The 13,997-nt window shown below is 64.8% G+C and carries 11 protein-coding genes and 1 tRNA gene; 10 read left to right on the forward strand and 2 right to left on the reverse strand.

From position 1 onward, the window contains the following. Positions 1–40 precede the first annotated feature (40 nt). The 7 genes from ACP7BY_RS03465 (at position 41) to ACP7BY_RS03495 (ending at position 7,278) form a co-directional block, all read left to right on the forward strand. Positions 41–2,398, forward strand: a complete 2,358-nt coding sequence (locus ACP7BY_RS03465; RefSeq protein ID WP_137902779.1) for a putative bifunctional diguanylate cyclase/phosphodiesterase — start codon at positions 41–43, stop codon at positions 2,396–2,398. Between the two features lie 46 nt (positions 2,399–2,444). Further along, positions 2,445–2,521, forward strand: a tRNA-Trp gene (locus ACP7BY_RS03470). Between the two features lie 133 nt (positions 2,522–2,654). Continuing rightward, positions 2,655–3,329, forward strand: coding sequence for a glycoside hydrolase family 25 protein (locus ACP7BY_RS03475; protein ID WP_052192514.1), 675 nt, complete (start codon positions 2,655–2,657; stop codon positions 3,327–3,329). Between the two features lie 194 nt (positions 3,330–3,523). Then, complete coding sequence (gene secE / locus ACP7BY_RS03480; RefSeq protein WP_029622476.1) at positions 3,524–3,721, forward strand: preprotein translocase subunit SecE; 198 nt, start codon at positions 3,524–3,526, stop codon at positions 3,719–3,721. Positions 3,722–3,738: 17 nt separating this feature from the next. Continuing rightward, a complete protein-coding gene (nusG, locus tag ACP7BY_RS03485; RefSeq protein ID WP_033966826.1) occupies positions 3,739–4,275 on the forward strand; it encodes a transcription termination/antitermination protein NusG in 537 nt (178 codons plus the stop codon). 126 nt (positions 4,276–4,401) lie between these two features. Next, positions 4,402–5,703, forward strand: coding sequence for a dicarboxylate/amino acid:cation symporter (locus tag ACP7BY_RS03490; RefSeq protein ID WP_033966827.1), 1,302 nt, complete (start codon positions 4,402–4,404; stop codon positions 5,701–5,703). Positions 5,704–5,901: 198 nt separating this feature from the next. After that, a complete protein-coding gene (locus ACP7BY_RS03495; protein WP_033966828.1) occupies positions 5,902–7,278 on the forward strand; it encodes a M20/M25/M40 family metallo-hydrolase in 1,377 nt (458 codons plus the stop codon). On the opposite strand, the gene ACP7BY_RS03500 is transcribed toward ACP7BY_RS03495, so the two are convergent. After that, a complete protein-coding gene (locus ACP7BY_RS03500; RefSeq protein ID WP_033966829.1) occupies positions 7,245–7,856 on the reverse strand; it encodes a TetR family transcriptional regulator C-terminal domain-containing protein in 612 nt (203 codons plus the stop codon). The two genes, ACP7BY_RS03495 and ACP7BY_RS03500, sit on opposite strands and share 34 nt — an antisense overlap. 67 nt (positions 7,857–7,923) lie before the next feature. Here ACP7BY_RS03500 and ACP7BY_RS03505 point away from each other — a divergent pair, with 67 nt between their 5' ends. After that, positions 7,924–9,237 carry an aromatic ring-hydroxylating oxygenase subunit alpha gene (locus ACP7BY_RS03505; RefSeq protein ID WP_249340846.1) on the forward strand — a complete coding sequence of 438 codons (1,314 nt, stop codon included), beginning with the start codon at positions 7,924–7,926 and terminating at the stop codon, positions 9,235–9,237. After that, a complete protein-coding gene (locus tag ACP7BY_RS03510) occupies positions 9,234–10,829 on the forward strand; it encodes a phytoene desaturase family protein (RefSeq protein WP_033966830.1) in 1,596 nt (531 codons plus the stop codon). Before ACP7BY_RS03505 ends, ACP7BY_RS03510 begins: the two co-directional genes overlap by 4 nt. 117 nt (positions 10,830–10,946) lie before the next feature. Here ACP7BY_RS03510 and ACP7BY_RS03515 read toward each other — a convergent pair whose 3' ends face one another. Continuing rightward, complete coding sequence (locus ACP7BY_RS03515; protein WP_033966435.1) at positions 10,947–12,224, reverse strand: APC family permease; 1,278 nt, start codon at positions 12,222–12,224, stop codon at positions 10,947–10,949. Positions 12,225–12,352: 128 nt separating this feature from the next. Here ACP7BY_RS03515 and ACP7BY_RS03520 point away from each other — a divergent pair, with 128 nt between their 5' ends. Then, positions 12,353–13,948 (forward strand): tetratricopeptide repeat-containing sulfotransferase family protein, encoded by a 1,596-nt coding sequence (locus ACP7BY_RS03520; RefSeq protein ID WP_171010522.1) that lies wholly within the window; start codon positions 12,353–12,355, stop codon positions 13,946–13,948. The last annotated feature ends 49 nt before the right edge of the window (positions 13,949–13,997 follow it).

The raw sequence follows: 13,997 nt of genomic DNA on the forward strand, positions 1-13,997 counted from the left end.
ATAACGATCCGCTAACGCTGCTTGCGGTAGTGTCGGTGTCGTGAGCACCGACAGCACCTCTCAATTCGCAACGCCGCGGATCGACGGCCGGGCATTGCTCGGCCTTTACGACCCGGCGGACACCACCGACTGGGGCCCGATTCGCGCGGCCCAGCTTCATGCCGGTGGGCAATTGGCGCTGTTCCTGCTTGGGGCGAATGTCGTCGGTGCAGCGCTCGTCACGCTGATCCTCGCCCATATCGCCCCGTTATGGGCACTGGCAAGTTGGGCGACGGTGGTCGCCGCCGTATCGGTGGCGGTTACCTTTCGCCGTCTCGCCGCGCGCCAGCGGGCGGGCAACGCGGCGGGATTGCGCGATGTACGCGATACCGTGCTGGAAGGCATCGCGCTCGCCGCAGTCTGGTCGGTGCCGCCGCTCGCACTCGGCATGCGGGCCGATGCCGGGACAGCGCTTGGATTGTGGATCGTTCTATCGCTGTTGATGACCGCGTCCGCCACCGCAATGGCTGCGCTGCCGCTGGCGACGCTCAGCTTTCTCGGTATTTTGGGTTCGGCGATTGCGGCGATGCTGTTTTTTGTCGGGGGGCCGCTCTTTGCCGCAGCGGTGCTGCTGTTTACCGCTTTGCTGATGATCGGCTGTTTCAGTCGCGCGCGCGCCCTGGTGCTGATCCGCGCGGGCGAAATTTCGCTGGCGGAGCGTGATGAAACCGTCAGCCTGTTGCTGCGGGAAGCGGAAGACCATGGCGCAGACTGGCTTTGGGAAACCGATGCCGGTCGCCGGGTGGTCCGCGCATCGTCCCGCTTTGCGCATTCGGTCGGGCTCGATCCGGTCTCGATCAACGGCAAGTCGCTGCTGCAGGTGCTCGCCGGGCCGACTTGGGAAGCAGGAAATTTCTCGGCTGGGCTGCGCCAACTGTCCGACAACCTGAAGGGACGTGAGCCGTTTCGCGGCGTTTTGCTGCCGGTGTTGGTCGGCGACACCGAACGCTGGTTCGAGATCGCCGCCAATCCGCGCCATGACGAACGCGGGGCGTTTATCGGCTTTCGTGGCGTTGGATCGGACGTCACCGAACAGCGGGCATCGGCCGACAAGATCAACCGGATGGCACGGCTCGACACCTTGACTGGCCTCCCCAACCGCTTGCTCATCAACGAAGCGTTGGTGCGTGCCATGGCGGATGCGGAAAAATGGGGCAGCCGCTGCGCCTTCATGATGATCGATCTCGATCGCTTCAAGGCGGTCAACGACACGCTCGGCCACCCGGTCGGAGACCGGTTGCTCAGTCGCGTTTCGGAACGACTCGCGAGTTTGATGAGCGACAACGAAATTATCGGCCGCCTGGGCGGCGACGAATTCGCCGTCGTCGTCCGCGACGCCAGCGACACGTTGCGCCTCGAACGCCTTGCCCAGATGATCGTGGACACGCTGTCGCGCCCGTATGAGATCGATCAGCACACGCTCTACACCGGGGCCAGTGTCGGCTTGGCGACCGGACCACGCGACGGGCGGACCGCTGAAATGTTGATCCGCTCCGCCGATCTGGCGCTGTATCGTTCCAAGGACGCGGGCGGAGGCAAGTTCACCAGCTATGAACCGCAATTGCACGTCGCGGCCGAAGAGCGCCGCTTGCTCGAACAGGCGTTGCGCAAGGCGCTGAGCAATAACGAGCTCCATCTCAACTACCAGCCGGTGGTAAACTCCGACACCGGGCTCCTGACCGGCTTCGAAGCTCTCGTACGCTGGACGCACCCGGAACTGGGCGTCATTTCGCCCGCAAAATTCATCCCGCTCGCCGAAGATGCGCGCCTGATCGCCCCGATCGGGGAGTGGGTCTTGCGCACGGCTTGTGCCGAAGCTGCCGGCTGGCCGGGCGAGACGCGGGTCGCGGTCAACGTGTCGCCCGAGCAACTGCACAACCCCGGCTTCGTGTCGATTGTCGCCTCGGCTTTGGCCAATAGCGGCCTGCCTGCCCACCGCCTCGAACTCGAAGTCACCGAAAGCGTCTTCATGCGCGACGACACCGGTGCCGTGAAGGTGCTGGAACGGATTTTGGCGCTCGGCGTGCGGCTCAGCCTCGACGATTTCGGGACAGGCTATTCGTCGCTCGGTTACCTCAGCCGCACGCGCTTCTCGACCATCAAGATCGACCGGAGCTTTGTTATCGGTGCAGCCAAGGGTGTGGCCGAGCCGATCGCGATTATCCGTGCGGTCGTGGTGCTTGCGCAGAGCCTGGGCATGACGACCACCGCGGAAGGCGTAGAAACGGCCGACCAGCATCGCATGGTTCAAGATCTGGGCTGTACCAAGGTGCAGGGCTATTATTTCAGCCGCCCCCTGCCCGTCGCCGAAGCCCGCGCGCTCGCCCATCGTGACGGCCACGAACGCGCCGTTGCATGAGGCATCTTGCGGACTACGCAACCGCTCGCTAAACGGCCCGTCTGATAGGGGTGTAGCTCAGTTGGTTAGAGCGTCGGTCTCCAAAACCGAAGGCCCTCGGTTCGAGTCCGAGCTCCCCTGCCACCTTCCATGCCATAGCAGCTTTGGACAATTCCCGACACTCTTGAGAACTTTCGCCGCGTTAAGCGACTGATATCGCGATTCGGTTTTACAGTAGAATCGTGTTATGCCTCCCACAACTTCGGGGGAGGTTCTTATGGCATCGGGCATCCGGACTTTCGGAATTGACGTTTCCCACTGGAACGGCAAGGTTTCGTGGGATGTGGTGCTGAAACCGGACGCGCCGGTTACGGTCCATTTCGCCTACGTAAAGGCGAGCCAACTGTATCTTGGCGCATCGGGGCATGCCGTCCATCAAAAAGACAGCGAATTTGATGAAAATTGGGCGGCGCTGAAACACCATGGGCTGAAACGCGGCGCTTATCATTATTGTATGCCGGAGTTCACCGCGCAGGACATGGCCGATCTGTTTCTGAGCGTCTACCATCCCAGCAAGGGTGATCTTCTGCCGACGCTGGATGTGGAGGACGAGTATGTCCGCGCCATTCAGGCGGGCACCAAAACCCGGTCGCAACTGGTCGCGCAGATCGTTGAATTCGGCAAAATCCTGGTGACGGCGACGGGGCACCAGCCGTTCCTGTACATCCGCAAGGACATCGCCGATTTCCTGGGCAACCCACCGGAATTTGCCGCGTTTCCGCTCTGGCTCGCCAATTATAACCATCCGCCGACGCCGCCGGTGCCGAAACCGTGGACCGCCTATACGCTGTGGCAATATTCCGAGCAGGGCCACCTCGCGGGCGTACCGGGCAATTGCGATCTCGATTATCTGAACGGCCCGCCCACCTTGCTCGACTCGTTCGTGATCTGACGCGAATGCGGCGGCGATGGCGGTTCCGATCTTCAGGCCGTTGTCGCCCAATCGTGAGGCGAGTTGATTTCGCCTGCCGCCCGCGCTAATGCTTGTCTATTCCGAAATCGGGAATTCTCGTCATCGGGCCTTGGCAGGCCCGGACGGCGGGCCCATGTCCTGATCTTGGCCAAGAAAACATGAGTGCACAGCCCGTGGCGAAGACGACCCCCCTCGAATTCATCCGACAGGTTCAGGCCGAGACCAAGAAGGTCGTGTGGCCGACCCGGCGCGAGACGATCATGACCGGCGTGATGGTCGTCATCATGACGACGCTGCTCGGCCTGTTCTTCTTCGTGGTCGACACCGGCTTCGAGGCGATCGTCAAGCTGCTGCTCAGCCTCGCCAAATAATCTAGGTAAACGAACACATGGCACGCTGGTACATCATCCACGCTTATTCGGGTTTCGAGGGCAAGGTCCGCGATTCGATCATGGCCGAAGCGACCCGCATGGGGCTCGAGCAACTGGTCGAGCAGATCGAGGTTCCGACCGAAACCGTCACCGAGGCGCGCCGCGGCAAGAAGATCTCGGTCGAGCGCAAGTTCATGCCGGGCTATGTGCTCGCCAAGCTCAACATGAACGACGACGTCTATCACCTCGTCAAGAACACCCCCAAGGTGACCGGCTTCCTTGGCCCGAACGGCAAACCGCAGGCGATCCCCGAGGCGGAAGCTGCGCGGATGCTCAACACCAAGGAAGAAGCCGCCGCTGCGCCCAAGCAGAAGATCAAGGTCGATTTCGAAATCGGCGATTCGGTCAAGGTGCTCGACGGCCCGTTCGCGAGCTTCAACGGCATTGTCGAGGAACTCGATTTCGACCGCAGCCGCGTCAAGGTGTCGGTGTCGATCTTCGGTCGCGCCACCCCGGTCGAGCTGGAATTCGAACAGGTCGAACGCAGCAAATAAGCGTTTTTGCCGGGCGCGGCGTCGCAACCGCCGCGCCCGCATTTTACAAAAAGCTGGCGCGCCATGCGCCACGCTTTAGGACCGTCCTTCACGCCCGCCGATTACGGCGGCTGACCGAGAGGGACCATGTCGATCCACCCCGCCCCCACGCCCGCGCACGGCCCCAGCCCCTTTTACTACCATCTCTATTTCCAGGTGCTCACCGCGATCGTGCTCGGCGCGCTGGTGGGACATTTCTGGCCAACGACGGGCGAAGCGCTGAAACCGCTGGGCGACGGCTTCATCAAGCTGGTCAAGATGGTGATCGCGCCGGTGATCTTCCTGAGCCTGGTCAGCGGCATCGCCGGCATGCGCGAGTTGAAGTCGGTGGGGCGCGTCGCGCTCAAGGCGTTCGGTTATTTCCTGTTTTTCTCGACGCTGGCGCTGATCCTTGGTCTGGTGGTCGCCAATGTCGTCCACCCGGGCGCGGGCATGAACATCAATCCGTCAACGCTCGATGCCGGTTCGGTGGCCGGTTATGCGCATCAGGCGCATGAAACGACCTTTGTCGGCTTCCTGATGTCGATCATCCCTAATACGATGGTCTCGGCGCTGACCGAAGGATCGATCCTGCAGACGCTGTTCGTGGCGGTGCTGTTCGGCATCGCGCTGACTTTGGTCGGCGAAGCGGCCGAGCCGGTGCTCGATCTGATCGAGCGGCTCGCCCTGATCGTGTTCCGCATCGTCGGCATCCTGATGCGCGCGGCCCCGGTCGGCGCGTTCGGCGCGATCGCCTTCACCGTCGGCAAATATGGCGCGAGCAGCCTGATCAATCTCGGCGGGCTGGTCGCGACCTTCTATTTCACCTCGATCGTATTCGTGCTGGTCATTCTCGGCGCAGTGGCGCGGCTACACGGTTTCTCGATCCTGCGCTTGCTCGCCTATTTGAAGGCCGAGTTGCTGCTGGTGCTCGGCACCTCTTCGTCCGAGGCGGCCCTGCCCAACCTCATCACCAAGCTGGAGGCGGCGGGGTGCGACAAGGGCGTGGTCGGGCTGGTCGTGCCGACCGGCTATTCGTTCAATCTCGACGGCACCAATATCTACATGACGCTGGCCGCCTTGTTCATCGCGCAGGCCTGCAACGTGCCTTTGTCGATCGGCGACCAGTTGCTGCTGGTCGGCGTGGCGATGCTGAGTTCGAAGGGCGCGGCCGGGGTGACCGGGGCGGGCTTCATCACGCTGGCCGCCACGCTGTCGATCGTGCCGTCGGTGCCGGTCGCGGGCATGGCGCTGATCCTGGGCGTCGATCGCTTCATGAGCGAATGCCGCAGCCTGACCAACTTCATCGGCAATGCCGTCGCCGCGATCGTCGTCGCGCGCTGGGAGGGCAAGCTCGACCGTGCCAAATTGGAGGAGGTGTTGTCGGGCGGGGCGCACCGTTTCGGCTGAAATAGACCGCACCCCCTCCCGTTCGGGCTGAGCTCCCTCCCACTGCGGGGCGCTCGCAAGGGGAAAGCAGCCCTTCGACAAGCTCAGGGCGAACGGGAGGTATGCATGCGCTCGATCTACGCCCGAACCGCCCCCGCTTGCGCCAATCCCCCCAAACGCTACGCTCGCGCTTTACCCGCCCCCCGAGGACCTTCCAGTATGCGCATCTTCGCCCTTCTGCTTGCCGGCACCCTCCTGACCAGCGCTGCGCAAGCGGCCACTCCAGCGGCGGACGAAGCGCTCGATCTGGCGAAGAAGGCGATCGCGCTGCGTTCGGTCAAAGGCCCCGGCAATCAGACTCCGCAGGTCGCCGCTCTGTACAAGGCGGCGCTGGTCGCGGGCGGCTTTGCCGACAAGGACGTCGAGATCGTGCCGGTCGACGACACCGCCTATCTCATCGGCACCTGGCCGGGCAGCGACCCCAAGCTCAAGCCGCTGGTCATTTCCGGCCATATGGACGTGGTCGAGGCCAAGCCCGCCGATTGGCAGCGCGACCCGTTCACCGCCGTGGTCGAAAATGGCTATCTCTACGGGCGCGGTGCGACCGACATGAAGCTCGACGGCACCATCGCCATCGCCGCGCTGAATGACCTGCGCCGCACCGGCTACAAGCCCAAGCGCACGATCATCATCGAGTTTTCGGGCGACGAAGAAACCGCGATGAAGACCTCGGCGCTGATCGCCGAGCGGCTGAAGAACGCCGAACTCGTGCTCAATATCGATGGCGGCGGTGGTGTGCTCGACGAGACCACCGGCAAGCCCAAATATTGGACCTGGAACGGGGCTGAGAAAACCTATGCCGATTTCCGGCTGACCGTCACAAACCCCGGCGGCCATTCGTCCATGCCGCGCCCGGTCAATGCGATCGTCGAGCTGTCCAGGGCGCTCGAAAAGGTCGGTGCCTATCACTTCACGCCCGAACTGAGCCCACTGACGCGCGAGGCGCTAGCCAAGGCCGCGCCGTTCGAGGAACCCGAAATCGGTGCCGCGCTGAAGGCATTCGTCGCCGACCCGACCGACAAGGCCGCAATCGCGACGCTGACCGCCAACCCGGCGACGGTCGGCAAGATCGGCACGACCTGCGTGCCGACGTTGGTCAGCGGCGGCCATGCCGAAAACGCGCTGCCGCAGCGCGCCACCGCCAACATCAACTGCCGCATCTTCCCCGGCCACAAGCCCGCCGACATCATGGCCGAGCTCGGCCGCGTGATCGATGATCCGGGCGTGAAGCTGGAGGATGTCAGCGAAGGCTCGGTCCCCAACGATGCCTCGCCGATGCGCCCCGATTTCATTGCCGCGATCGATCGCGCGATGGGCAAGGTCTATCCGGGCGTGCCGGTGTTCCCGGCGATGGCGTCGGGCGCGAGCGACAGCATGTGGTTCCGCTATCACCATGTGCCAAGCTATGGCGCGAGCCCGACCTTCATCAAGCCGTCCGAGGATTTCAGCCACGGCCTGAACGAACGCACCCCGATTTCGACGATCGAACCGGGAATCCGTTATTACCGCCTGCTCTTCGCCGATCTGTCGAAATAACTTTCCAACTGCCGCTCGGCGAGGACACGCGCCTCGCCGGGGGTGAAATTGCCCGGCGACAGGCACAGTTCCAGCCATAGCCCGTCGACCAACGCGGTGATCGCGATCGCCGCCAGCCGACGGTCGGCCGCAGGCAGCCCGCAGGCGGCGAGCAACGCTTCGAGATCGTCGCGATACGATTGGTACAGTGCATCATGCCGCGCGGCGATGATCGGCTTGGCCGACAGGCTCCAGAACGCGATCCAGGTCGCGAACAGCGCGCGATCGGCGATCGGCGGCGCGAAACTGGCGGTGACATAGGCCACCACCCGCGCACGCGGGTCATCGCCCGCCGCCGCGACCGCGGCCGCCAGCGCGACATGCACCTGCTGCCCGACCGCGGCATAGGTTTCGGCGACAAGGCCATCGATCCCGGCGAAATAATGCCCGACCAGCCCCGGCGACACCCCCGCCTCCAGCGCGATCGCACGCACCGATGCGCCAGTCGCGCCGTCGCGCGCCAGCACGCGCGCGGTCGCCTCGATCAGCGACTGGCGGCGCGCATCGGGTTCGGCGCGGGAGAAAGCGGGTTTGCTCATGATCCGTTCCTGTTGCAGTCGGCGAATTCCTATTATACGATCGTACAACAAGCAACCGGAGCCACGCATGCCCCCCTCGGCCGATCACGATCCCGACGCCGACTGGAGCTTGCCCGGCTGGCTCTACACCGACCCCGAATATTATGCGGTCGAGATGGCGCGGGTGATCCGCCCGTCCTGGCAGATCGTCTGCCATCAGAACGATCTGGCCGAACCCGGCGCGTTCCACACGCTCGACTATCTGGGCGAGAGCATCATCGCGGTGCGCGGCGACGACCATGAGATCCGCGCCTTCGCCAATGTCTGCCGCCACCGCGCGATGCGGCTGGTCGAGGGGCCACGCGGCTGCGCCAAGAAGCTCGTCTGCCCCTATCACGCCTGGACCTATGAGACCGGCGGACGGCTGACCGGCGTGCCGATGCGGCGCGATTACCCCGCGCTCGATTTGGCCGAAAACGGCCTCGCGCGCGTCGATCTGGAGATCTGGCGCGGCTTCGTGTTCGTCCGGCTGGAGGGCGACGGCCCCTCGGTCGCCGAGATGATGGCCCCGTATGACGCGCAGATCGCCCCTTATCGCTTCGAGGAGATGCAGACGCTCAGCCCCGTCCGGCTGCGCGACCGTGCGGTCAATTGGAAGAATGTCGGCGACAATTATTCGGACAATCTCCACATCCCGGTGGCGCATGACGGCCTCACCCGACTGTTCGGCAAGAGCTATGCGATCGAGGCCGAACCCTGGGTCGACAAGATGTCGGGTCGCCTCGTCGATCGCCCCTCCGACAACCCGTGGGAGCGCTTCTACCAGACGCATCTGCCACCAGTCCCACATCTGCCCGAGGCGAACCAGCGGCTGTGGCTCTATTTCAAGCTGTGGCCCAACATGGCGTTCGATCTCTATGCCGATCAGATCGATTTCATGCAGTGGCTGCCGACCTCGCCGACGACGTGCGTGCTGCGCGAAATGGCGTTCGCTTTGCCCGATGACCGGCGCGAGATGAAGCTGGTGCGCTACGCCAATTGGCGCATCAACCGCGTCGTCAATGCCGAGGACACCTGGCTGATCGAGCGTGTCCAGCAAGGCATGGCCTCGCACAGCTACACCGCCGGGCCAATCGGCGCGAGCGAGGTCTGCCTGCGCAGCTTCGCGCGGAAAATTCGCGAGCGGATTCCCGAGGCACGGCTGCACCGCGCGCCGGCACCGGGGTGGTCAAAATCCCCCTCCCGCTTGCGGGAGGGGCTAGGGGAGGGAAGGAATGCGGGCGCGGGGGGTACGAATCCCCTCCCCCAACCCAGTTTGGGGTCGGATGTGCCCCCGGCACATCCTCGACAGCGCGGGGCGCTGTCGACCCCAAACTCGCAAGCGGGAGGGGAGCAACAATGACGAAACGTTACGACGCGCTCATCATCGGCGGCGGCCATAACGGCCTGGTCTGCGCCTTTTACCTGGCGCGCGCGGGGCTGAAAGTGCGCGTGCTCGAACGCCGCCATGTCGTCGGCGGCGCGGCGGTGACCGAGGAATTCCACCCCGGTTTCCGCAATTCGACCGCAAGCTACACCGTCAGCCTGCTCCGCCCCAAGGTGATCGCTGACATGAAGCTGCACGATCGCGGCTTTCGCATCATCGAGCGGACGATCAGCAATTTCTTCCCCTTCCCCGATACCTATCTGACGCTCGGCGGCGGCACCGCCCGCACCCAACAGCAGTTCGCACGCTTCAGCCAGAAGGATGCCGACGCTTACCCGGCTTATGACGCCGCGCTGGAAAAGGTCGCGCAAGTGTTGCGCGATCTGGCACTCAAGACCCCACCCAATGTCGGCGGCGGCCTCCGCGCGCTTCTCTCGGGCGCGACGCAAGGCTGGCCGATCGCCAAGATGGAGATCGAAGCGCAGCGCGACCTGCTCGACGTGTTCACCAAATCCGCGCGCGATTTCCTCGATGGCTGGTTCGAGGACGATCACGTCAAATCGGCCTTCGCCTTCGATGCCGTGGTCGGCAATTATGCCGGCGTATCGACACCGGGCAGCGCCTATGTCCTGCTCCACCACGTCTTTGGCGAAGTGAACGGCAAATATGGTGCGTGGGGCCATTCGGTCGGCGGCATGGGCGCGATCACCCAGGCAATGGCGCGCGCGTGCGAGGATGCAGGCGTCGAGATCAGCCTCGAGGCCCCCGTCGCCAGGCTGCTGACCGAAGGCGGCAAGGTCGCGGGCGTGCGGCTCGAATCAGGCGAGGAAATCGCCGCCACCACGGTCGCCGCCAATGTCGGCCCGGCCCTGCTCTATCGCCAGATGGTCGATTCCGCCGACATGCCCGCCGATTTCAAGCGCCGGATCAATGGGTTCAAAACCGGCAGCGGCACCTTCCGCATGAACGTCGCTCTGTGCGAACTGCCCGATTTCACGGTGTTCCCGGGCAAGGACAAGGCCGAGCACCACACCGCCGGGATCATCATTGCGCCGGGGATGGACTATATGGACCAGGCGTTCATCGACGCGCAGCAGCATGGCTGGTCGAAAAAGCCGATCGTCGAGATGAAGCTGCCGACCACGGTCGATGACAGCCTCGCCCCGCCGGGAATGCACATTGCCAGCCTGTTCTGCCAGCAATTCGACCCCAAGGTCGATTGGGACACGCACCGCGAGGAGGTAGCCGATCTGATCGTCGATACCGTCACCGACCATGCCCCCAATTTCAAAGCCTCGGTGATCGCACGGCAAATCCATTCTCCGCTCGATCTCGAACGCAAGTTCGGGCTGATCGGCGGCGACATCTTCCACGGCACCATGGGGCTCGACCAATTATGGGCGGCGCGCCCAATGCTCGGCCACGGCGATTATCGCGGGCCGATCAAGGGGTTGTACATGTGCGGATCGGGCACGCATCCCGGCGGCGGCGTGACCGGCGCACCGGGGCACAATGCGGCGCACGAGATTTTGCGGGATCGGAGCTTGGTGGGGCGGCTGTTCGGGTAGGGGGCCGCCTCCCCCGTCACCCCGGGCTTGTCCCGGGGTCCACGGTGCCGCACGTCCTGAAGCCGTAGAACGCAAACCCCGGTAGACCCCGGGACAAGCCCGGGGTGACGAAAAGGCTCAGGCTCCCGCGCCACCTCTCCCAAACCGCAACCAATAGAGCGGCAGCGCCGTCAGCATCAGCGCAACGCTCGAGCCCGCCGCCTCCAGCCCAGCCCCCCACATCGCCCAGAGCGCAAACACCAGCCCCGCCACCGCCGCCACCGGCGCGATGCGCTTGACCAAGGCGGTCAGGCACGCCCCGATATACAGCCAGATCGCCGCCGCCGCCGTCAGCCGCAGCATGAAATCGAGCAACCCGCCGAGCGAGCGCGTCGCATTGGATAGCACCAGCACGCTCGCCAGGGTGGTCGCCAGCAACAGCATCGGGATCGGCACGTCGCGCGCGCTGGTGCGCCCGACCCAGCGCGGCAGCAGCCCGGCGCGCGCCATCCCCAGCGGCACCTCGCCTTGCAGCAGCGTCCAGCCATTCAGCGCGCCGATCGCCGCGATCGCGGCAAAGGCAGCGGTGGCAAGCCCCGCCTGATGTCCCCAGAAGCGTTCGACGAACAAGGCGAACGGCGCTTGGGCATTGGCGACCTCGGCGGTCGGCAGTGCGAAGATAATCCCGCTGCACACCGCTATGTACAGCAGCCCCGTCAGCCCCAGCCCGAACAGCGTCGCGCGCACGACATTGCGCGCCGGATCGCGCACGCGCTCGGCGGCGACGCTTGCCGCCTCGAACCCGACGATCGCAAAGAAGGCCAAGGTCAGCGCCGGGGTCAGTTGCGACCAGGCAAAGGGCGGATGCGCCTCGGCATGGAATGCGCCCCCGCCGCTCAACGCGACGCCCGCGAGAATCAGCACGATCGCGGCGAGCGGCAGCAGTTTGAGCAAGGTCGTCACCACCTGAAACGCCCCGGCCAGCCGCGCGCCGCCGAGATTGAGCAAGGTCAGCAACCACAGCAGCACCGTCGCCGACAGCGCCTGCGCCAATGATGTCGCGCCGAGCACGGGCACGAATTGCGCGAGATAACGGATCGCGGTCAGCGCGATCACCGCATTGGCCGACCACACGCTGACCCAATAGCTCCAGCCGACCAGCACCCCCGGCAACGGCCCCAACCCCGCACCGCAGATCGCCACCACGCCGGTCGCCTCGGGCATTGCCGCGGTCAGACGCGCGAGCACCCAGGCGATCAGCAACGCGCCCCCTACCCCCGCAATCCACGCCGCGACGCTCGTCCAGCCATAGGGTGCCAGTTGCGCGGGCAGCACGAAGATGCCCGATCCGATCATCCCGCCCATCACCAGGGCGGTCGCGGTCCAAAAGCCAAAGGGGCGCGGTGCCGACTCCATGCATGTCTCCCGGGATCGGGCGGACCCCGGTCACGAATGCAGCACGCCCGGCGCGCCAACGCCATAGTTCCTTTTCGGCAACTCTGCGCTACCACCGTCCCATGACACAGACGGCAAGCGCGACGGACATGGACTGGATGGCGGCGAGCGGTCGCTATCCCCCGCGCCTGATCGCGGCGGCGCTGGCGCTGCACGACAATCGCCTGGGCGAGGCCGAGCCCTTGCTCAAAGCGCATCTGAAGGACGATCCGTTCGATGTCGCGGCGATCCGTATGCTGGCCGAACTGGCCGGGCGGATCGGGCGCTACCGCGATGCCGAAACGCTGCTGCGCCGCGCGGTCGAGCTGTCCCCCGCCTTCACCGCTGCGCGCGCCAATCTGGCGTTGGTGCTGTACCGGCTCAACCGCCCTGCCGAGGCGATTGCGGAACTCAACGTGGTCGCCGCCGAAGACCCCGACAATCCCGGCCATGCCAATCTCCAGGCCGCCGCTTTCGGGCGCATCGGCCAGTTCGACGAAGCGATCGCCTTGTACGAGCGCGTATTGGGCGACGCGCCGGAGCAACCGCGCGTGTGGATGAGCTATGGCCATATGCTCAAGACGGTCGGGCGGCAGGCCGATGGCATCGCGGCCTATCGCCGCGCGATCACGCTGCTGCCGACGCTGGGCGAAGCGTGGTGGAGCCTCGCCAATTTGAAGACGGTAACCTTCACCGAGGACGACATCGCTGCGATGCAGGCCGCGCTGGAGCAGCCCGGCATTTCCGACGAAGACCGCTTCCATCTCGATTTCGCGCTGGGCAAGGCGTTCGAGGATCGCCGCCACGCCGAACGCGCCTTCGCGCATTATGCGGCGGGCAACACGCTCCGTCGCAAGCACATCCGCTACAGCGCCGACGAGACCGAAGCCCTTGTCGACCGCAGCATTGCGCTGTTCACGAGGGGATTTTTCGCCGAACGCGCGGGCCAGGGCTTCGCCGCGCCCGACCCGATCTTCATCCTCGGGATGCCGCGCGCGGGATCGACGTTGATAGAGCAGATCCTCTCCAGCCACAGCCAGGTCGAGGGAACGAGCGAACTGCCCGATATCCCGGCGCTCGCCAGGCGGGATGCGGCCTATCCCGAGGGGCTGGCGACCTGGTCCGCCGAACGGCTTCGCGAAACCGGCGAAGAGTATCTCCAACGCACCCGTATCCAGCGCCGCACCGACCGACCGTTCTTCATCGACAAGCTCCCCAACAATTGGGCGCATGTCCCCTTCATCCACCTGATCTTGCCGAACGCGCGGATCATCGATGCGCGGCGGCATCCGCTCGGCTGCTGCTTCTCCAACTTCAAACAGCATTTCGCGCGCGGCCAGGGCTTCAGCTACGCGCTCGATGATATGGGCCGCTATTATCGCGATTATGTGCGGCTGATGGAGCATGTCGACACCGTCCTGCCGGGCCGAGTCCACCGCGTGCTGTATGAGGATATGGTCGAGGATACCGAGGCAACCGTGCGCGCCTTGCTCGCCGCCTGCGGCCTGCCGTTCGAGCCCGCCTGCCTCGCCTTTCACGAAACCGCGCGCGCCGTGCGCACCGCCAGTTCGGAGCAGGTCCGCCAACCGATCTTTCGCGAGGGCACCGAAGCGTGGAAGCCGTTCGAGCCGTGGCTTTCCCCGCTGCGACACGCGCTGGGCGACGTGCTCGACCGTTATCCTTCCGCCACCGTCACAACGTTGTAATTTCGCCACGCCCGCGTAAGATTGTTACACACCTGCGGCACCGTGCTTG

Origin of the sequence: Sphingomonas sp. PSPC2-2 (assembly GCF_049897725.1) — a bacterium.
Taxonomy (GTDB): Bacteria; Pseudomonadota; Alphaproteobacteria; order Sphingomonadales; family Sphingomonadaceae; genus Sphingomonas.